Annotated in this window: 15 protein-coding genes; 5 read left to right on the top strand and 10 right to left on the bottom strand. The window is 47.4% G+C overall.

Annotated features, from left to right (window positions below; translation table 11 throughout):
- Positions 1-149 precede the first annotated feature (149 nt).
- Positions 150-3,449, top strand: a complete 3,300-nt coding sequence (locus H6629_09710) for a T9SS type A sorting domain-containing protein (GenBank protein MCB9068069.1) — start codon at positions 150-152, stop codon at positions 3,447-3,449.
- Between the two features lie 154 nt (positions 3,450-3,603).
- Here H6629_09710 and H6629_09705 read toward each other — a convergent pair whose 3' ends face one another.
- Together H6629_09705 and H6629_09700 are read right to left on the bottom strand one after the other, a co-directional pair.
- Complete coding sequence (locus H6629_09705) at positions 3,604-6,639, bottom strand: serine/threonine protein kinase (protein MCB9068068.1); 3,036 nt, start codon at positions 6,637-6,639, stop codon at positions 3,604-3,606.
- Between the two features lie 121 nt (positions 6,640-6,760).
- A complete protein-coding gene (locus tag H6629_09700; protein MCB9068067.1) occupies positions 6,761-7,324 on the bottom strand; it encodes a sigma-70 family RNA polymerase sigma factor in 564 nt (187 codons plus the stop codon).
- A gap of 311 nt (positions 7,325-7,635) precedes the next feature.
- Here H6629_09700 and H6629_09695 point away from each other — a divergent pair, with 311 nt between their 5' ends.
- Positions 7,636-8,229, top strand: coding sequence for a hypothetical protein (locus tag H6629_09695; GenBank protein ID MCB9068066.1), 594 nt, complete (start codon positions 7,636-7,638; stop codon positions 8,227-8,229).
- A gap of 179 nt (positions 8,230-8,408) precedes the next feature.
- On the opposite strand, the gene H6629_09690 is transcribed toward H6629_09695, so the two are convergent.
- Entirely contained in the window at positions 8,409-9,335 is a 927-nt protein-coding gene (locus H6629_09690; protein ID MCB9068065.1) for an aminoglycoside phosphotransferase family protein, read from the bottom strand.
- Between the two features lie 27 nt (positions 9,336-9,362).
- Positions 9,363-10,049, bottom strand: a complete 687-nt coding sequence (locus tag H6629_09685) for a M23 family metallopeptidase (GenBank protein MCB9068064.1) — start codon at positions 10,047-10,049, stop codon at positions 9,363-9,365.
- A 194-nt stretch (positions 10,050-10,243) separates the two neighbouring features.
- Here H6629_09685 and H6629_09680 point away from each other — a divergent pair, with 194 nt between their 5' ends.
- Both H6629_09680 and H6629_09675 read left to right on the top strand, forming a co-directional pair.
- On the top strand, positions 10,244-11,017 hold the full coding sequence (locus H6629_09680) for a sigma-70 family RNA polymerase sigma factor (protein MCB9068063.1): 774 nt from the start codon (positions 10,244-10,246) through the stop codon (positions 11,015-11,017).
- An 85-nt stretch (positions 11,018-11,102) separates the two neighbouring features.
- Positions 11,103-12,848 (top strand): hypothetical protein, encoded by a 1,746-nt coding sequence (locus H6629_09675; GenBank protein ID MCB9068062.1) that lies wholly within the window; start codon positions 11,103-11,105, stop codon positions 12,846-12,848.
- A gap of 441 nt (positions 12,849-13,289) precedes the next feature.
- Here the strand turns inward: H6629_09675 and H6629_09670 are convergent, their stop codons facing one another.
- Positions 13,290-13,634 (bottom strand): hypothetical protein, encoded by a 345-nt coding sequence (locus H6629_09670; protein MCB9068061.1) that lies wholly within the window; start codon positions 13,632-13,634, stop codon positions 13,290-13,292.
- Between the two features lie 297 nt (positions 13,635-13,931).
- Between H6629_09670 and H6629_09665 the strand changes: the two genes are divergently transcribed.
- A complete protein-coding gene (locus H6629_09665) occupies positions 13,932-14,069 on the top strand; it encodes a hypothetical protein (GenBank protein MCB9068060.1) in 138 nt (45 codons plus the stop codon).
- Between the two features lie 50 nt (positions 14,070-14,119).
- On the opposite strand, the gene H6629_09660 is transcribed toward H6629_09665, so the two are convergent.
- The 5 genes from H6629_09660 to H6629_09640 form a co-directional block, all read right to left on the bottom strand.
- Positions 14,120-14,707: a nucleotidyltransferase family protein gene (locus tag H6629_09660; GenBank protein MCB9068059.1), complete on the bottom strand. Its 588-nt coding sequence runs from the start codon at positions 14,705-14,707 to the stop codon at positions 14,120-14,122.
- Complete coding sequence (locus H6629_09655) at positions 14,700-15,716, bottom strand: XdhC family protein (protein ID MCB9068058.1); 1,017 nt, start codon at positions 15,714-15,716, stop codon at positions 14,700-14,702. Before H6629_09655 ends, H6629_09660 begins: the two co-directional genes overlap by 8 nt.
- Positions 15,717-15,759: 43 nt before the next feature.
- Complete coding sequence (locus H6629_09650) at positions 15,760-17,946, bottom strand: xanthine dehydrogenase family protein molybdopterin-binding subunit (protein ID MCB9068057.1); 2,187 nt, start codon at positions 17,944-17,946, stop codon at positions 15,760-15,762.
- Between the two features lie 54 nt (positions 17,947-18,000).
- The gene (locus H6629_09645; protein MCB9068056.1) at positions 18,001-18,456 is read right to left on the bottom strand and encodes a (2Fe-2S)-binding protein; all 456 of its coding nucleotides are present in this window, start codon (positions 18,454-18,456) and stop codon (positions 18,001-18,003) included.
- Between the two features lie 315 nt (positions 18,457-18,771).
- Positions 18,772-20,793, bottom strand: a complete 2,022-nt coding sequence (locus tag H6629_09640) for a T9SS type A sorting domain-containing protein (protein ID MCB9068055.1) — start codon at positions 20,791-20,793, stop codon at positions 18,772-18,774.
- Between the last annotated feature and the right edge of the window lie 9 nt (positions 20,794-20,802).

Raw genomic sequence — 20,802 nt, 5'->3', positions numbered from 1 at the left:
TCGATCGGAACTGTCAAATCCGTTCTCAAATTGCCTTCCTTTTAATCCATTCTAAAAAAAATCAAAAAAGTATGATCACTTTGATCGCGTTTTGTTGCGTTATCAAGTAGGGGGAAAGTTTAACGCAATATTTCAACGGAGGTGATCTAATGAATCATCATCAAACCAAGCTTTTGGCATTTGCGAAAATTACCGTCTGGTTTTTCGTATTAAGTTTTGCCGCCATACAGCAATTGCTGGCGCAGGAAGTTCGCATTCGCGAAACGGCATCCGGCAAAATGATTGAACTCATCGCGAAAAATGGCGATATCATTTCGCTATCGCCACTGGCGGATGACGACGAAGACGGCATCGATAACTTGTTGGAAATAAACGGATTTACATACAATCCGGCTGACGGACTGCAACCCTGGAACGGCGACAGCAGCGTGGTTTATTACAGAACCGATCCGCTGCGTTGGAGCACCGACGGCGATCCGTATAGCGATTATATGGAAGTTTCCGGCGTAAACATGCCCGCCGGTGTTTCGTCACCGGAAAACGATCCGCTGGTGGCTGCCCGCCCGGTGATCAGCATCGGGATGACCGATTACGACGTCATCCCCATCACCGAAATTTCGAATACGAGCGGCGGCGAGCAAAGCAGCTCATACACGAACGAAACGAGCAGCACGGACGAGGTTGGCGGCAGCGTAACTGTCGGCGCAGAACTCAATCCGTTTAAGCTGGTCAGTGCGGAAGTGACTGCATCCTATTCCCACACCTGGACGAGCACCCAAAGCACCACGAGCACTTTCGGCACCAACTGGAGCGACACGCGAACAACCAATCCCAGCCAGGCTGCACGACTGAAGTTGCGGGTTTTTATGAAAAATCTTGGCAGCGCAACGGCGTTGGATGTTGTTCCGACCTTCAATCTGGTGCTCGGGGAAAAAACCATCGCGACAATCACGCCGAACCAGGCAGCCAATCGGCTGGAACCGAAAGGTTTGCCCAACAGCCGTTATCCGGCGTCCGGCACAATTGCCATCGAAAAAGACAATCAAAATAACGACATCATTTTAACGATGGAAGAATTGAAAGCCATCCAAATGGGTGCGCCGCTGGGTTTGGTGGTCACACAGGTGGATGCAAACGTGGTGCGCTGGAATCCTGATACGCAAAGTTACGATGCTGAAGTGGAGTGGTCGAGCTTCGAAAGCGAGATTGATCCGGTGGTCGTGAATGTCAAAGCCAACCTCGGTGACGACGAAATTTATCACTATCAGGTGTATGTCGGCACGGATTATTACACGCTGGATTACACGTTCAGCGATGTGCTCTCCCATATTTTTGATGTGACCGAAACCGGCGGACAAACCTACATCGACAACCGGTTGTATCCGGATGACTGGTATGTTTCAACGCCATCGGCGGCAGTGATTAACGAATGGAATACTCAGGGTCAGCCGGGCAATTTGCTCGGTCTGAGCATGTTCCGCAATACCCAAATGGTGATGATGAGTCCCGGCAGTTCGCCAATTGCGAATGTCGATCTGGCGACGTTTTCACCGGATTTCAAGCATGTTTACGTGAGTGCGTTTCCCGGCAACTTCCCGATTTTATCGGTGAAAGCGCAGGTGACGGTAAACGGCCAGCTTCGCGAAGTCGATTTGAGTGACAGCAATAACGCATTGTTTACCAATGACTTACCGTTTGAATCTCCGGCAGAAACCACCGGCAAAGTGTTCGTCGAGAACGCTCGCGGCGATGTGACAGAATCAAATATTGTCCTACCGGCACTTTACAAAAACGCAGCCGAAGTAAAGGAATTTGCGGGTTTGTTACCGAGTCCCGGCGGCGAATTTTTGCTTTTCTCCGGCGGCGATCCCGATAAACCGGCGAAATTATTTTGCCTGTTCGACGATCCAAAAACCGGAGATCCACTCGCCACACCGCGCGAATATTTGACACTGCCAAACAGCAGCGACACAACAAATTACATCGACTGGATTCAGGATACGTTCTACCGCCGGGTGTATTTCTCAAAAATCCGCATCAATCCGGACAATTTCAAAATTGACGGAAAGGATACAACCTTCACGGTTCGCGAATGGATCAGCACGGATCAGGGCACATTTTATGGCAATGAACCGCTATTTTTTGGCAGCATCCGGTTGACCTTTGCGCACATGGACACCGCATTCGCAAAGGTCGATTTGAGCGGCACACCGTTCTCGCTCGATCCGTTCACCGAATTCCAGCGGGCAAGTCGCGGCGCGATTGAGCGGATTTCCATCGATGAAACCCGCCAAAAAGTTCACATCCGGACAGACAAACCGGTAAATCATAGCGGCGATTCCGAAGGATTTATCGGGCTGAAACCCGATTCACTCACGCTGGCATACAACCGCGAATTTTCGAATGTCGCGCAAGATGTCAACCTGTCCGGCAATACGCTGGCATTTAATCGCACCACCGCCAACAATCCGGGATATTTGAATATGGGCAATTCTCCCACCATGGAAGCCAGCGACGCCATCACGCTGGAAGCGTGGATTCGTCCGGAAGCCAGCCTTTCCAGTCAGCCGGTTGACGGCATCATCATCAATCGCGAAGGCGAATTTGAAATTGCGCGTTTCACGGATGGCACCATTCGCTGGGCAATCGCGGTTGATTCGCCGCATTGGGTATGGACCAACACCGGATACGTTGCGAAAGAAAATGAATGGGTACACATCGCGTTGGTATACGACAGCAACGCACCGGAACCGGCGATCATGACCTACATCAACGGCAACCTGTTTCACGCGATGAAAGCCAACGGGATCATCGGCGATCACAGCAGTGCCCAAAATCTGGATGATTTTCGCATCGGCGGACGACAGGCATTCACCACGCCGTTTAGCGGCTCAATTGACGAAGTGCGTTACTGGCATATCGCACGCAGCGGCGAACAGATTCGCGAAGCGCTGACCGATACGCTATCCGCAGATGTTTACGGCATCGCGCAGCAGGGCATCGTCGGTTACTGGCGATTTGATGAACTGGAAGATTTGGGCATCGGCGGCGATGGCGCAGATGACGTGCGCGATTTTTCCGTAAACGGCAATCACGGCGATATCGTCGGGGATGTGCTGCAGGGCATCGGCATTACCGGCATTGATGACGGCATCGATCCGGCGCTTGCGGATGAATTTGTGCTGTATCAAAACTACCCGAACCCGTTCAACCCGGAAACACATATTCGCTACCAATTGCCGAAATCTGCTACAGTGAAGCTGGAAATTTTCAACCTGATCGGGGAAAAAGTAGCCGAATTAGCGAGCGGGCAGCAAACCGCGGGCACACACACGATTATCTGGAATGGCAGAAACCGGTTCGATGCGCAGGTAGCTAGCGGCGTGTATTTATACCGGTTGCAGGCGGGTAGTTTTGTGCAAACCCGGAAGATGATTTTGCTGCGATAACTAATTGATTTCAATAGATTTGATGCATCATTTCAGTTTGTGTTTTGTTGACAGGATAACAGGACTGGCAGGATAAATTCAAATTGTTTGCAGTATAAAAATCCGGTTAATCTTGTTCGTCCTGTCAAAAAATGAATGAGAAAACATGATTTGGCTACTCCGTCTGCGTTGCCAAAACTGATACTTCCGCAGCCAGAGCCTCCGCTTCCCGGACATACCGGTGGCGGGGGCTCAGCTGTTTTGCCAACATTTTTTGTGTTTGCTGGATGAGTATTTCGGCGGACTGATTATCACCGCTGGCGATTAGCCAACAGGCTTTGGTCAATTGCGCATGCAGTAATCGCGGATGTTCCGGCAACAGTCGTTTTTGCAAAATTGCCAGCCCTTTGGTGATAAAATCACCCGCTGCAAAAACCTTGTTGGCTGCCAACGCTGTTTGGGCACGCGCCATCAGCAACCAACCGACTTGCTCATTTTCCGCACCCAATTTATTGCTGTAAATTTGCAGCGATTCCCGAAAAACGGAATCAGCCAATTGGACTTTCCCTTGTTTCAGCGCTATTTTCCCCATTTGCAACATCGTCGAAGCCAACGCAACATGCTCCGGACCATAAGTTTTTCGATAAATTTCCAATGACCGCTGAATCAACTCGGCAGCTTTGTCAACATCACCGCGAATTGTCAGCAACCGGCTCCGCTCATACAAATCAACACCATAAACCGGATGCTCCGTGCCGCGAACCTTCCGGTCAATCGCCTCAACCTGATCGAGATATTTTTCGGCAGCATCGAGGCTGTCCAGCAGCATCAGATTTGCGGAGAGCAGCCGCAATGTATGTGCCCTTTCGGGATGATCTTCCCCGAGAAACCGGCTGCCCACCCGCAACGCACGACGATAGTAATTGTTCGCTTCGTGATATTTTCCCTGCAACTGGAGCACTTTGCCGATCACGTTCAAATTAAAAATAACATCCGGGTGTTCCGCACCCAACGCCTCCCGACGGATATCCAGCGCCCGCAAATACAACGATTCTGCAACCGCATAATTCCCCTGAACTTCACTGACTCTGGCAAGGCTGTTCAAATCGAATGCCAGATACGGGTGCGATTCACCGAGCATTTTGCGATCATTTTCGACCACTTGCAGCAGCATTTCTTCAGCTGCAGCATATTTGCCGGTTTTGTGGAGGAGTTGCCCGAGATTGAACATGGTTGTGGTAATTTCCGGATGCAAATCACCCAGAACCCTCGTCTGAATATCAACTGCTGCGCGATACATTGCCTCAGATTCCAAATACTGCCCACGTTCATCGAGTAGCAACCCCAGATTGTTCATCACGATGGACGCTTCCAGCGAATCGCCCTGCCCGTTTTGCTCCCAAATTCGCAGCGCCTGGCGATACAACGGTTCCGCACCGGCAAAATCGCCCTGTTGATTGCGGGATCTGGCGAGGTGATTTACAACAAATGCCATTAAATAATGAGTATCACCTAATTTATTTGAAATTAACAACTTAGCTTCATCCAATAATTTTTCGGCTTCCGGATATTCGCCATTTTCCAACAGCGCACTTGCCAAACTGATCATACATTTTGCCAATTCGGGTGTTTCCTGATCGGGCAATTTCCGGCGGGTGGCAAGGCTTTTTTCCAGCAATTCCAGCCCCTCGCTGTAAAGCCCCAACGAGAGATAAACTTCGCCGATAACCTGCTGAATAGCAGCCTGCGATGCCGGTTGATTCGCCAACTCGGTGTCAATTCGTGCCGCGCCGCGATGCAAAAGCTCGCTCGCCGTTACGGTTCGACCTTTGGATTCGCCGGGATCGGCAACTTCAAAAAGATTGGTGAGAAAACGGGTAATTTGTTCCGATTTACGGGCTTCCTGAACAGCGATATCCCGCTGATGGGTGAGTTTTGCGGTGTAAAATGCGGTGAGCGCTGTCGCTACCAATAATAAAATTGCCATAAATGCAATGCCCAACCGGTGCCGCCGGACAAATTTTTGGGTGCGGTATTGCAGCGTATCCGGGCGGGCGATGACCGGCAAACCGTTGAGATGCCGCTGGATATCCTGCGCAAACTGATCCACCGAGGCGTATCGCCGTTCCGGCTCTTTGCGCAGCGCCATAAGGCAGATATTGTCCAGATCGCCGGACAACCGCCGGCGCAATTTTTCCGGATTGGTGTTGCGGGCAGTTGCGATTTGTTGGGTGTCCGGCAAATGGTCATCAGTTACTTTTGCAACGGGTGGCTGAAAAGTGGTGCTCGGCTTTGCCGGTTCGGTGGAACAGATGATCCGCTCCATTTCAGCCATGCTTCGCGTGGCAATTTTGTATGCGCGAAAACCGCTGAGCAGCTCGTAAAGCACCATGCCGAGGGCGTAAATATCGCTAGCGGTCGTGACCGCCTCGCCGCGCACCTGTTCCGGCGAGGCATATTCCGGGGTGAGCACATGCTGTCCGGTTTGGGTGAGTGCGCCGCTTTCGCCGTCATCTTCGCTGCCGAACACTTTCGCGATGCCAAAATCGAGCAACTTCACTTTGCCATCGCGGGTTACGAGAATGTTGCCGGGTTTGAGATCGCGGTGAATCACCAGATTCCGGTGGGCAAATTGCACTGCATCGCAAATTTCCAGAAACAGCGCCAGCCGCTGGTCAACCGTTAACTTGCGGCGATCGCAATACGTATCAACGGGTTCGCCATCCACATATTCGAGGGTGAAATAAGGCAGCTTGTTTTCAGTTACGCCGCCATCGAGCAACCGCGCGATGTTCGGGTGTTGCAGTCGCGCTAAAATCTGCCGTTCTTCCCAAAATCGCCGCAAAATTTCTGTTGAATTCAGCCCCGGACGGATAAGTTTCAGCGCGACCTGCTGCTCAAATTGCCCGTCGGCGCGCTCCGCCAGATACACCGAACCCATCCCGCCGTGCCCGATCAATTTGACCAATTTGTACGACCCGATGATTTCGCCGGCAAATTCCTTCGGCGACAACGGCAATTCGGGTTTGGCGATCTGGCTTTCCATCAAGCTGTGCGGTTGGCTGTCCGCCGCCAGCAGCGATTGAATTTCATGAAATAACGCCTCATCGCCGGCACATTTTTCTCGAAGAAAAATCGCCTGCTCCGCTGCGTCGAGTTCCGCTGCGGCATCAAAAATTTCCTGTATTTTTTGCCAGCGGTTGCTGTCCATGGGTATCCTTTTTCTGAACATCGGTTGTGGTTTTTTATCGCTTGAGTGTTTTTAATTGCGAGGCAAAATGTTGTTTTTTTGATTAAATAAACAGACACCACCTTTGCTTAAAAATACCCAATCACTGCTTCAACTCCCGGCTGAGCCATGCGCGGGCGAACCGCCAATCGCGGCGAACGGTGGGCAGGGAAATTTCCAGCACGTCGGCGATTTCTTCGTGAGTAAGTCCGCCAAAAAACCAGTATTCGATCACTTTGCTTTGCCGCTCGTTTAATTTTTCCAATCGGGTGAGCGCTTCATCAAGCGCCAGTAATTCTTCGGGCGGTGTTTCGCGGGGCATTGCTTCTTCGATAAAGGTGATCACCGGCATACCGCTGCCGCGTTTTTGGGCGCTGCGGCTTTTGGCGTAGTTGATCAAAATCCGGCGCATCGATTGCGCAGCAATCGCCATAAAATGGGCGCGATTTTGCCAGTCCACCCGGTGTTGATCGATCAATTTTACATAAGCTTCGTGCACCAACGCGGTTGCGTTGAGGGTGTGTCCGGCACGCTCCCTTCGCAATTCGCGTTCAGCCAATTGGTGGAGTTCATCATAAACCACCGGAATTAACCGGTCAACAACGGAGCGGTTACCGCCGCTCAATTCTGCCAGCAATTGCGTCACATCTCCTTTTAAAAGGCTCATGCGATGGTTCCATTTCGTATGTCAGATTGTCGATTCACTTTTTTTACCTGCACAACTATCGATTCAAAATAACATTGCAGTTTTTCAAAACGGTATCAAAACCGGCTTTTTCGCATGTTTCGAATAAAACAAAAACAATCCATTGAAGCTGCCATCACAAAATTACGTCATTTGCCGTATTGCACAACTGCATTTGATTTTCCCAAATTAGGGTAGCTTGAATACGAAAGGATTGTCAAATATCAAATTCAGTTCACTTTTTAAAGGAGATCATTATGAAAGGATTCGTTTTTGCACTGACCGCATGTTTTTTGATCATCTCAACGCATAACAACGCCTTCGCACAAGCTGGTAAAATTACAGCAGGTGTATCAATGGCCATGGGTGGATTTTCGCTGGATGGAAATCCGGATGACAATGCTTTTACTGCCACTCGCCGAATGGAAAATCGTTCTGAAGCGGACGTTGTAGGTGCAGGATTTCTATTGGGTTATGGTGTTTTAAGCAATTTGGATGCGTTTTATCACTGGCATTATGAATACTGTAACGAAGCGAATGTTGACGCTTATTCATTAGTAATGCATGATATAGGTGCTCGCTACTATGTGCTCTCCGGTGGATTCCGCCCGTTTTTAAATGCCAGCTTCACAAAATATACACTCAATGATTTACAAATCGTTGACGGTGCCATTGCATCTCAAGTCCAGCTTCGGGAATACGATTACAGCGGCACCGGTTTTAGTTATGGCGCAGGTATCGATTTAAGCGCGGGCATTATGTCGTTGATTTTGGAATACACAAAAACCGCAACATCATCTTTTGAGAAAAAAGAGGGCAGCATCGATTTTGAAAACAAACCATCGTTATCGCGATTCAGTTTTTCAGTCAGATTCCGGATGTTCTAATTTTCCCGGAGAATTGAGCTGCCCAAAATAAATTTCCCGGATACTTTATCCATCGCCCGATGTTAAAGTATCCCTAACCAAAAACCTCGTAATTAATTTTACGAGGTTTTGTTTTTTCAAATGAGTGATCACGCGGTTGTCCAAATTTGGGCATCGCGATCACCCACATTAACAAATTTTCAATCATCAAGAGATGTTTTGAGAATTGTGAGTTCGCGCTCAATTTCGGCGATGCCGTGCGCCAGCTCCACCCGATCCTGTGATTCAAACTTATCGATTACCCACGAAATGGCTTCGAGCAGATACCATTTGCGAATTTCGGTCATCATTTCCGGCGCGTTTTTTCCGGCGTAATAATTGAGCACCAACTCGAGAATTGACTCGCCAAAATCTTCGTAAATGTAGATAAAATCGCGGGCAGTATTGCCAATGGCGATATCGCCAAAATCGATCACGCCGGTCAAGTGGCCGGATTGCGGATCGAAAAGGAGATGTCCCGGTGCAATATCGCAATGGATCAGCGATTGCCGCTTTTCCGGGTTTGGCGGGTTTGCCCATCTTTCGAGGGTTTCTGCGAGCAGCAAACGGCTTTGCGGATCGAGCAGATGGGAAATTTTGGCTGCCGCTGCGCTCAAATTTGCCGCAACTGTAACCGCATCCAGTTGCGGCAATTCGCAGTCGTCGGCAATTTCGACGGGGATGGAGTGTAGTGCTTTCAGGAAATTTGCCAAATCTGCGACAGCTTTTTCCTGCGAAACAGCCGGCAGTCTTTCCCAAATTTCCCGGGTGAGCACATCGCCAACAATCTCGTTGTGCATCGTAAATGGCGGACATGTTTCCGGCGTATAAATCGATAGTTGAGGAACCGGCAGGGGCAGTTCTGCAGCAATTTTGCGGAGAACGCAGGTTTCCCGTTCAATCGCAGCGGCCGCTTCGGCGTGTCGCGCCACCCGGATAATTTTCTCGCTGCATCGGAACGCGAGACAAAAATCACCTTCTCCGGCAGGTTCAAGTTGCGCAGCATCAAATTCCGGCAACTGATTGGCAATCAACTTTGCCGCTGCAGCATGAGCGAGATTATTCCATTTCGGGTTAAAGGGCTTCAATGTTGAACGAACGCTTATCTGAATATTTCAATATGCAACGGCTTTGTATTGTGTATCGCCCTGCAAAACAACATCCGCAGGCAATGCATTACTGAAAGATACCGCAATGCCGGAATAAGGAAATTCCGGCGGATATTTGACCACAATAAAATGCAAATGCGGGTATCCCGCCAAACCGGAACGACCGGTAACGCCCAAAACATCGCCTTGTTGAACCGAATCGCCCACCGTGACAGCAATGCCATCGTCCGGTGAATGCAAATACAATCCAAACGTGCTGTCCCCGTGATCGATGGTAACGTAATTACCAACAATCGAATAATTATCGCTATTCGTAAATTTGGCGAGGTTGTTTTTGCCGGAGGCATTTTCGACAACTTCGAACACGATTCCACCGCGTGCAGCCACAAACGGCGTTCCGGTAGGCATGTTGAAATCAAACGCATATTGATCCGGCTGCCCCGGGCCATGAAATGAACTTGAGCAGTTGGTTAATCCGGTTTGAAATGTTTGCCCAACCGGAAAAGGTAACACATATGGTGATTCGGAGGGCATGATATACGTTTGTCCGTCGCAACCGAGCACCGGCTCCTGATTGGTTTCAACAGGTGTTGAATCCGGAGATTTGCTGCATCCCAAAAGAAATAGCAACATAAAAGCAATAAACCACCCGGCATATTGACCGGTTTTCTGGCTCAAAAGATGAATAGACATATGCACTGCTTCTCAGTTAATGGTTGCGGAATAATCATTTTTAATGTTTAGAATTAACATTAAAATTGTGATTAAGGCAACCCGGAAAATGACAATTTGTTTTCAAATTTCGCCATTGTTAATCACTTGCATTGCTTCAGTTAACATGCGTAAATTTAACCGGTAATCTTGCGAATAATCCCGTAAAGGCCTCGATGAGCGATTCAAATTCTTCCGACCATTTGAAAAATGATCAACAATTTCAGGAATGGATTTCCATTATCCGGCAGGGCGGTGAATGGGAAAGGCGCATCGACAGGAACCATCTTTCCGATGAAGAATATCAGGAGGGGCTGATCGCAATCACAGCAATGCAAGACGCCGCAGCGCAAATTTACTCACATTTTGCGGATGAGGTTACCCGGTTGGTCAGCAGAAAAATCAGCCCGGATGATGTGTTTAAAGAGGATATCCGGCTGGCGCTGATAAAAGATACCCGTCAACAAATTTTAACATCGGTCATTTTATACATCCGCAACGGAAATTACAGCCCGGAAAAAGGCAATCTGCCTTCGCTGGTTTTTGGCATCGCCAAAAACAAAATCAATGACGGTCTGGAAAAAATTTACCGGGAAATCCATTTTAAAATTTCGATTGACCGTCAATTTTACGATCGTTTTGAGCTGATCGATCAACAAGTTGATCTGGAAGAAAAATTGCGAAAAGAGGATTTGTTCAAAACAATCCACCTGCTGCGACGCAATAAAAAACACGCTAAATATTGGAAAATATTAAAATTAAAACATATCGACGGCTTATCAAACAACCAGATCAAAAATGCGATGAATCTGGAATCAACCGCAAAAGTGGCGGAGTTGATCAATTATGCCATCAAATTATTGCGAAAAAAATTAGATGCACCGGACTATTTGGGCATACTGGCTTTTGCGATGTCGATATTACATCAACTGTTCGAAACCACTGTTTAACGGGCTGGCTTATGTTTCAACTTTTCAACAAATTTAATGAAGATAATATTGTCAGATATAAATTAGTGCAATTTTAGGATACTCAATGAAACACGAAATAAATGACGAACACGGTTTCCAGCGGTATTTTCCCTACCGGATTGTGGATGATACCTGCGGCATTCCCGACCGTGATGCTGTCATTGACCAATATATTTCCGGCGAGTTAACGGACATTGAGCGCGATGCGTTTGACGAACATACTTTTTATTGCAATACCTGTTTCGAAGCGTTGCGATTCCGGGAAGAATTGCAGGAAATTGTGGAAACAACGGGTGAACAGGAACCGGCAATTCGCCCTGTGGCTGTTTCATCCCGGCAACATTTGGGTCGGCAAGCCAAAAGCTGGTCGTGGCAATTAGCGCTAATTGCCTTCGCTGCAATCGCGTTGCCGGCGATGTATTTTTTGGCGAGATTTGTGTTTGTATCGGAGGTTGCCAGCAGCGGATCGGAAACCAACGCATGGGGCATCGCACTGGACAACCGGAACAACGCCTTCATCACCGGCGAATTTGATTCGACACTTTTTTTTGACAATCAACAATTGCGCAGCCAAAACGGTGGCGATATTTTTGTGGCAAAATTTGACCCCGACGGAAATAATCTATGGGCAAAACAGACCGGCGGCAGCGGCGCACTCTCCGGGCAAAGCGGTCACAATCAGGGTTTGGGCATTACAACGGATGAAAATAACAATCTGATTATCACGGGCGGCTTTATCGGCGAAGTCGATTTTGATAATATTCAGCTAAAAAGCAGCGGCCCGAATGAGAATCTGTTCATCGCCAAATATACTGAAAATGGTGAGATACGCTGGATCAGCCATGCTTCGGGCAGTTACGCGGTTGCCGGTTATGATGTTGCAGCCGATGCTGCCGGGAATGTGTTGGTTTGCGGGAGCTTTGCGCATCACAACCTCGGCGGAACGGTAATGTTCGACAGCGTAACCATCGATACGCGCGGCGGCAACGATATTTTTGTGGTTAAATATAATCCCGACGGAAAATTACAGTGGGTCAGAACGGCGGGCAGCGCCGCAACGCCCGGTGGAGATGTCGCCCGGGCAATTGCCACAGATGCACTCGGGAACGTGATTATCGCGGGGCAATTTTCCGGCACCGCCGATTTTGGTTCGGACACGATAAAAAGTGTCGGTTCGAATGATATTTTCATCAGCAAATATGACCCGGATGGAAACCTGATTTCAGCAGTTCGGGCAGGCGGCGCGGACAGGGACGAGGCGCACGATTTGGCAGTTGATGCGCAGAACAATATTCTGGTCACCGGTTTCTACTCCGGACCGGAAGTATTTTTTAGTGATAGCCGCTTGGAAAAAGCACTGCCCACCGGCGATGAAATAAACAGAAATCTTTTTCTCGCAAAATACGACCCGGACTGTCGCTTGCAGTGGGCAATTCCGGTCTCCGGAAATTTTACCCGGCTGGCAGCTCGCGGATTAACAGTTGACAGCGATGGGAACAGTTTTATAATCGGGCATTTTACCGGGCAAATCCGGTTCCCGGACAGCGACATCGCATTTGATAGCGGGAACGGCGATGATGTGTTTATTGCCAAATTCAATCCGGAGGGATTATTTTCCGGTGCTATTCAAATCGAAGGGGATGAGGATCAGTTCGGGATGGGAATTATTGCCGATCGCCGTGGCGATGTGTTTGCCGTTGGCAGCTATCGTGGAAAAGCACAGTTCGACAACACTATATTGATCAGCCTGGGTGGACGCAATATTTTCCTGACCAAAGTAGAAGCGCTGAACTTCCAATACCTTCCTTAATATCAGAAAAAAATAACCGGCTTTTCGAAACACATCCCGAATCGCCGGCTGTTAGAAACCTCCGAAAAATTTCTGACTGGTTAAATCTTCTTTGTGTTTTGCTATTAATTGAATTTTTTTTTGAAAACCAGTGTAATTAATATAAAAAACGGGTAGATGACATCTACCCGCCCTTAGAAACCTCCGGAAAGCCTTTGCATTCTGGCGGTAAGAATTATTTTAGACATACAAAAACATCATAAAATAGATTCCCATTTTATGATTGTTGAATAAGAATTGTATGTTTACAATATATTTCATCACTTTTAACGCATAAAGAATACACCGATAATTTCTTATTTATATAAATTCACATACTATTTTCTGCAAAAAATAAACGAAAGGTGATGGTTAAAAACGGCTCATTCGGCTAAACCGGTGCAAAAAATGTCACTAAATTCGCTACTGAACTTTATACACCTCAAAATCTGTATCGTCAATTTGCAGAACGGGTGTCAGCACCTGGAAACGGATGATCGCCAACAACACATAATACAAGCTCAAAAACGTTGGCATCAGGTGATCCAGATAGTACACATCCAAAATTATGCTCATCATCAAAAATACAGTGGCGGCGATACTGATAAAAATCAACAATTTTTCGGTCAAGCTTATTTGACAGTTGCGATCTTTATTTGATTGATACGGATCCAGCTTTTTACCATAAATATTCCAGAGAATTATTGCAGCGAAAAACAGGTTGCCGCACGTAAGCACGGCTATCACGCTGGTTGCTTTACTTCCCAAATAAAACTGGTTTGGATATGCAGAAAAAGCAAACAGGATAAATGCGATATATACAAAACTCCTGTGCCAAACAGCATCGGTAAAACAAAATCGAACAACCGGTGAGGGCGCAGTTGGGCTTTATGTATGGTGTCCGAATTGGTTTGGCGCATCTTTTTGGAATACTTGAATATTGACATTTCAGAAACCATCATCGGGAAAAACTGGAGAAAGAAAAACAAATTGAGAAGTGTGTTATCCCAATCGCCTGCTACCTCATAGTCAGTAAGAATGCCAGCGACAACCAACAGAATCCCGATGATAAAAATAACAGTATTCATATTCCTGAATTTGCGTTGCCCGCGTTCATTTTTTTCAATCGATACCGGTTTGATGATTTTTTACGCCGGCGAAACGCCGTCAGCCGTGGTAACTGCACCGGATTTATTGCTGTGAATAGATATATGGGGGAAAATTGTTGCGGTTCAAAATGCACGGATGGCAATTCAGCGAAGCAGTTGCCGATAGTCTTCGGGCGTATCAATGTCCTCAAGTTGGTCATCGCATTCGATGCTTTTCACATTTTCGCGGTGGCTTCGGATGATGTTTCTGGCGCCATCTTCACCATCCAGATTTTGCAGTTCATCAAAATAAAAACTGTCGAACAGTGCCGGAACCCCTTTCCAGCCGGATTCGGATTGTGAAACAATCATTTGTTTGGCTCCGGGTTGAAATGAACCGAGCATATTTTCTAAATGCGAGCGAGTAACCAGCGGTTGGTCAATCAGTGAAATGAGAACGCCATCCATTAGCGGAAACGTGTTGCGGCACATGTTTATCCCAAATGCGATGGAATTTCCCATGCCGTTTACCCATTCATTGTTGATAAAAATGGTAACGGGCAATGGTTCGATGACGGGTAAAATAAGATCCGAATAAGCACCCAAAACAATGGCAACCGGTTGACCGGTTTGCAACCGGATATCAATTTGATGTTCAATAAGCGTCTGGTTTCCCCAGCGCAACAATTGTTTGGGCTGCCCCATTCTGCGGGAACCGCCGGCAGCTAACAGCAGGTGCGGAACGTTAGCCATGAATGCTGCCCGGTTTATCTTTCAGCGCCATCGGCTGTTGATTTCGGATGACGCTTAAAATTTCCGCCAATATGGACACTGCGATTTCCGGCGCATTTTCCGCTCCGATATTCAGTCCCGCCGGGCTGCGCAACTGTTCCAGAAATGCCAGCGATACATCCGGGCAATATTCTAAAAATTTGGATAGAATGCGCTCGCGCCGGTCTTTCGGACCCAACAAGCCAAAGTATGCCGGCTTAACATGCCGGAGTGCTATCAGATATTGAACATCCTTATTAAAACTGTGTGTCATTAAAATTATTGCGGTTTGCGCATCGAATCCTGAAGTATCCAATTGGTCGAAAGTGGGCGAAATAAAGCGGTCAGCGCCGGGAAAATACGCAATCGATTTGGCTTCATCCGGCGATGCCACAATGGTTATTTCCCAACCCAACAAATGCGCCGCTTTGCACAGTTGAACAGCATCGTGCTCTGCGCCAAAAATATGCAACTGGAAAATAGGCGGAAAGGTCTGGCAAAATTTTTGTTGATCTGTTGTTTGATCCGATTGAAAAGCGGGATTGAACGAAAATGTTTTGCCGTTCACTATCAGTTGGGAGCCGATGGCGGCATGTTCTCCCGGCACATGGTAATAATAGGATTCAGTTTTGAAGGATTGCCGGTTGTTTAGCACGGAATGGAAGCTTTCCAGCATCGCATCAGAAATAAAAAAAGGCTCCAGCAACATAAACAGGATACCTTCGCAGCCGAGCCGGAAACGTCCATCGTAAGTGATGATTTTGGCGTTGCCGGATTTGAAAACGCTTTGGGCCTGATGCTGTATTTCTTTTTCGACACAGCCGCCGCTAACGGCGCCACAGGTTTCGCCGGTATCGCTGATTAACATTCGCACACCGGGTCGCCGATAGGACGAGCCTTTCAGATCGACAACGGTTACCAAAACACTGTTTTTTCCGGATTTACGCCAAATTTTCGCGGTTTCAAAAAGCTGCTTTATTTCATTCGTCATACGTCAAATTTGATAAAAACGAAATGATTCCCAAAAATATCGTTTAAATATTTTTGATAAACGGTTGATGATAATGGCGCTGCCCGGTTGCCTTATACAACGCATTTGCCAGTGCGCCCATAACCGGCGGAAACGGCGGTTCGCCAAGTCCAGTTGGGTCGATTTCGTTTTTAACAAAATGAACCTCAATGGATTTGGGCGCTTCGCTGTGCCGGATCAGGCGATAATTGTCAAAATTTTTCTGTTGCGGCTCACCATTTTTAAAGGTGAGTTCGCTATACATTGCATGACCGATGCCGTCCACAACGCCGCCTTCGATCATATTTATGGCTGCGTCGGGATTCACGACGATGCCGCAATCGACTGCGTTGTAAACGTTATGAATAACCGGTTTTCCATTTTCGATCGCCATGTCAACCACATTCGCCACATACGAATTATGGCAATAATAAGCTGCCACGCCTCTGTGCAGGTTCGATGCTTCTTTTCCCCAACCCGATTTTTCGCGAACCAGTTCCAGAACGCCGGCGTAGCGATCGGCATCGTAATCGTTATTTTCCCCAACGGGATTTTGTTTCGCGCGATTTAACAATTCGAGCCGGAATGCGATGGGATCTTTTCCGGCAGCTTCTGCGACTTCATCGAGAAAAGATTGCTCCGCCACCGCCATAAAATTTGATCCCGGTGCCCGGAATGCGCCGATGGTGATATTGGAATCAATCGTCCAGTCTTCTGCCAGATAATTGTCAACCGAACCGGCTGGGAAACGGTTGGCGCGTAACGAGCTGTCGCGCATGCCGCCGGCGCGAACATGAAAGGCAGTGAGGTTATTTTGGGCATCCAGCGCTGCACGGAAATAGGCATGATATGCGGGGCGGTAAATGCCAAAGGTCATGTCGTCTTCCCGAGTGTAAATGAGTTTGACCGGTGCCTTCACTTTTTGCGAAATCACCGCCGCTTCTACCATAAAATGGCCATACAACCGCCGCCCGAAACCACCGCCCATTCGGGTCATCTGGATATCGATTTTTTCCAGCGGTAACCCCAGCCGGGCAGACACCGATTTTTCCATGAATTCCGGTGTTTGTGTGGGACCGACCAGTTCTGCTTTTTCCGCTGTGACATCGGCAAAAAAATTCATCGGTTCCATTGTGTTATGTGCCAGAAACGGTGCTGTGTATGTGCCTTCGATGACTTTGGCGGCGTTTTTAAACGCAGATTCGGGATTGCCGTCTTTGCGCCGCACACGTCCGGGCTTGGCGCCGCTTTCATTCATTAATTGGGTGTGCATCTCGGATGTTTCGGGTGCAGAACCATCAACCGGTTCCCATTCAAGTTTCAATGCTTTTTTGGCGTTCAGTACTTCCCAGGTTGAATTTCCGACCACCACAACCAGATCGTTAAAAGCGCTGACATCGGACCACTGCTTTTCATTCTCATTGTTGTAGGTCTGGATGGTGAACACATCTTTGATGCCGGGCATACTTTTGGCCGTTGCATCGTTGACGGATTTCAGTTTCAGGCCAAATGCCGGTGGATGGGCAATCATGGCGATGAGCATTCCCGGTTTGTGATAATCCAACCCAAACAGGGGTTTACCCGTAACGATTTTCAGCCCGTCCACATTCTTTTTCGATGTTCCGATAATTTTGAAATCTTTGATTTCTTTTAATTCCACTTCCTCCGGCACCGGAATTTGCGCGGCTGCGGAAGCCAGTTCGCCATAACCGGCTTGCTTTCCGCTTTTTTTGTGAAAAACGACACCGGAATCAGTAGTGATTTCGTCCAGAGGCACCTGCCAGGTTTGCGCTGCGGCTTGCCGCAACATCTTGCGTGCGGTTGCACCGGCCATGCGCAGCCCCTGCCAACCTTGCCGAATGGCCTGGCTGCCGCCGGCCAATTGCCGGGTGAAAATGGCAGTGTTCAGCGGACCTTGTTCAACAACGACCATTTTCCAATCGACATCCAGTTCATCCGCCACTATCATGGGCATGGCGGTTTTCACGTTCTGTCCGATCTCCGGATTTGGCGACACAATGGTAACAACGCCATTTTCGCCGATTTTCAGATATCCGTTGATCTCGAACCACTCTTTGGGCATCTTCAGCGCTTCTTTCGGGCTGGAGGTGCAAGCCGCCAACCAACTGAAGCCGAGCATCATTCCGCCGCCGGCCACAACAGTGCTTTTGATAAAAGCGCGTCTACCGATTTTCGTTTTTGCAATATTCATAACAGATCTTTTAAAGTTTTATGAATTCCTGATGATCCCGATAATTCAGCCAAATTACAATTTGGCCGCTGTTTTAATGGCAGCTTTGATGCGGGTATACGTGCCGCAACGGCAGATATTGCCATTCATTGCGGCATCTATTTCTTCGTCACTCGGATCGGGATTCGCCTTTAACAGCGCTGCTGCGTTCATAATTTGCCCCGCCTGACAATACCCGCATTGGGGCACATCGTGAGCCAGCCAGGCTTCCTGAAGCGGGTGATCGCCATTTTCCGACAATCCTTCGATGGTCGTGATCGCCTGGCTTCCCACAGTGGAAACGGGTAGTTGGCATGAGCGGATTGCAATGTCGCCCATCAGTATGGTGCATGAGCCGCATTGGGCAATGCCGCAACCAAATTTGGTGCCAACCAGCTGAAGGTGATCCCGGAGCACCCAAAGCATCGGCGTAGATGGATCAACATCCACCTGCTGCTTTTTACCGTTGATATTAAGATTAAAAATTGCCATAAGTATCAATGTTATAGTGGTTAAACAATAAGTCCTGTATTATACAATATTGAAATAACTGATTACATAAGCTTAAAATAATTTAATCAGAATACAAACAAAATTATTCTTGTGCAAGCATCCATAATTCAAAAAGATATGAAAAATCACTTTCTCAAACGCCTGAAGCATTTTGCCACCGAAGCCCAAAACCGCAAACCCAGCCGAACAAGCAAAACCCCGCAAAACTTCCATTTTACGGGGTTTATTGATGGGGGCAATACCGGACTCGAACCGGTGACCGCTGCCTTGCAAAATGCAATTGATAATTAAATTCTATCGCAGAAGCATCATTTTTTTAGTGTCACTAAAACCGCCAGTTTTTAGTCGATAAAAATAAATACCGCTGGGCTGCTGAACACCGCTATCGTTTTTTCCATCCCATAAAATCGTGTATCTGCCTGCGGATTGCTTGCTATTTACCAACGTTGCAACCGTTTGCCCCAAAAGATTGTAAACCGTTAATTTTATGTTGCTTAAATAAGGCAAAACATAACGAATTTGCGTTGCAGGATTGAACGGGTTAGGGTAATTTTGTTCCAGTGAAAATGTTTTTGGATTATTCTCAAATCCCGGTTGCGGAATCCCAACGAGAGTAGAATCAAACGGCGATTCCCATGCACCCATATCGGGCATTGATCCAGTTGGGCTGGGGCGCAGATTACCGCCATAATCTGTCGCAGGTGCAACATACCAAATCCCACCAATTTCTATTGAATCAATGCCTGCACCTAAACAATGACTGGAATCAGACAGTTGAAAATCCACTCTGTCTGCAAAAAACGGATCGACATCAATATTGCCATCGCCCGTCCATCCACCCTGAATATTGCTGTGGCGAACCGAAACGGATCCGCTAATTACATCTATTTCTGATCCCCTTACAGTGAAATTTCCCCATAGGATACTGTTGATCACCACTGACTGAGTATTTTGATTATAAATGGCGCCCCCACTATTCGTCGCATAATTTCTGCTAATGGTATTATTGATCATTAATGGCGAAGCGACATTTGATACATTAAAGTTGTGATTATTTGGAAGTCCTGTTACTGTGGAAAAAGCGCTACCGCCCAATGCAGCCACATTGTTTTTGTTATAATCGTCATTCGCCCCTTTCGCCAGCGTAAGTGTCTGGATGAATAAACCGCCGCCTTCGATGGATGTATTTTCGATAATCAGATTATTTTGAATTAAGACATTGTTATTATTCTGCATCAATATTCCGCCGCCAAGAGAAAATGTGTTTCGCTCAAGATACCGGTTTGAGCGAAAAGTATTATTGTCCAACAACGAATTATTGCACAGTATGAATCGCATACCGGAGCCATAAGACGCTGTATTATTACCGATTACGTTGTAAGCAATACGGTTATTTTTCATCCTGAACGGTGCCGCAAACATATGAACCCCGCCGCCGTAACTAAAACCGGATATTGAAACAGATTTGTTGTTTGCGATCGTATTTCCGTAAATATCGAAAATGATTTGTGTAGCCTGGGATGACTCGCAGGCAATACCCGCACCGGCAGTTGAGCCGACTCCGGCAATTATTGTATTTTTGGAAATATTATTATCGGCGATAACCACATGCGCCTGTCCGGATGCAACAACATAAATACCACCACCCCAAACGCCATCGGCTTCCATAGACCCGCCTGAAATGACATTATTGCTAATGATAATATGTTCATCATTAAAAGCTGCGCCAAAAATCCCGCAACCAAAAGCGCTATCGCTATGTACAATTGAATTGTTTGTAATGAAATTGTGCTGGATTTTGGCACCGGCAAAGCAGTAAATACCGCCACCGACTTTTGGTGCAAAATTTGGTGCAAATTGATTGATTGTGCCGCTTCCCCCTGTAATTGTAAATCCGTATAGCACAGAGTTGGTATCTTCTCCGGTAACAAAATAGACCACCGAACCGCTGTCCGGATTACTCGGCTGGCTGCCATTTATAACCGTGTTGCTGATGTGCGTGGTATCGCTATCGAGAATAAAATGGCTGGCAACATGAATTTTTTTACCGAGGAAATTGATATTTTCAAAATATGTGCCGGCGTCAACCAAAACTGTGTCGCTGTCTTCAGCAGCGTCAATTGCGGATTGGATGGTCGGATAATCCTGCGGTACACGTTTCAGCGTGTTGAATTTGCCGGGATTTTGGTGGGGCATATTTCCCAGCATCGCTGAATTGACAAAAAACCTTTCAGAAATATCCGCATCACCTGATGTTTGACCAATCAGGAATGCAAGTGGCAATAAAAGCAGAGAAACGATTAACGTTAATTTCATAATAACCTT

It is taken from the genome of Calditrichia bacterium (assembly GCA_020634975.1).
In the GTDB taxonomy this organism is placed as follows: domain Bacteria; phylum Calditrichota; class Calditrichia; order RBG-13-44-9; family J075; genus JACKAQ01.
Note: the sequence above shows the minus strand (reverse complement) of the source record. Positions and strands in the feature narration are given on the sequence as shown.

What these genes read in the sequence shown, in the direction of transcription:
- H6629_09645 (MCB9068056.1), bottom strand. Translation starts at nt 18,456, where the DNA reads ATGGCAATTTTTAATCTTAATATCAACGGTAAAAAGCAGCAGGTGGAT.
- H6629_09675 (MCB9068062.1), top strand. Translation starts at nt 11,103, where the DNA reads ATGAAACACGAAATAAATGACGAACACGGTTTCCAGCGGTATTTTCCC.
- H6629_09665 (MCB9068060.1), top strand. Translation starts at nt 13,932, where the DNA reads ATGATAAAAATAACAGTATTCATATTCCTGAATTTGCGTTGCCCGCGT.
- H6629_09710 (MCB9068069.1), top strand. Translation starts at nt 150, where the DNA reads ATGAATCATCATCAAACCAAGCTTTTGGCATTTGCGAAAATTACCGTC.
- H6629_09700 (MCB9068067.1), bottom strand. Translation starts at nt 7,324, where the DNA reads ATGAGCCTTTTAAAAGGAGATGTGACGCAATTGCTGGCAGAATTGAGC.
- H6629_09685 (MCB9068064.1), bottom strand. Translation starts at nt 10,049, where the DNA reads ATGTCTATTCATCTTTTGAGCCAGAAAACCGGTCAATATGCCGGGTGG.
- H6629_09660 (MCB9068059.1), bottom strand. Translation starts at nt 14,707, where the DNA reads ATGGCTAACGTTCCGCACCTGCTGTTAGCTGCCGGCGGTTCCCGCAGA.
- H6629_09655 (MCB9068058.1), bottom strand. Translation starts at nt 15,716, where the DNA reads ATGACGAATGAAATAAAGCAGCTTTTTGAAACCGCGAAAATTTGGCGT.
- H6629_09680 (MCB9068063.1), top strand. Translation starts at nt 10,244, where the DNA reads ATGAGCGATTCAAATTCTTCCGACCATTTGAAAAATGATCAACAATTT.
- H6629_09640 (MCB9068055.1), bottom strand. Translation starts at nt 20,793, where the DNA reads ATGAAATTAACGTTAATCGTTTCTCTGCTTTTATTGCCACTTGCATTC.
- H6629_09650 (MCB9068057.1), bottom strand. Translation starts at nt 17,946, where the DNA reads ATGAATATTGCAAAAACGAAAATCGGTAGACGCGCTTTTATCAAAAGC.
- H6629_09705 (MCB9068068.1), bottom strand. Translation starts at nt 6,639, where the DNA reads ATGGACAGCAACCGCTGGCAAAAAATACAGGAAATTTTTGATGCCGCA.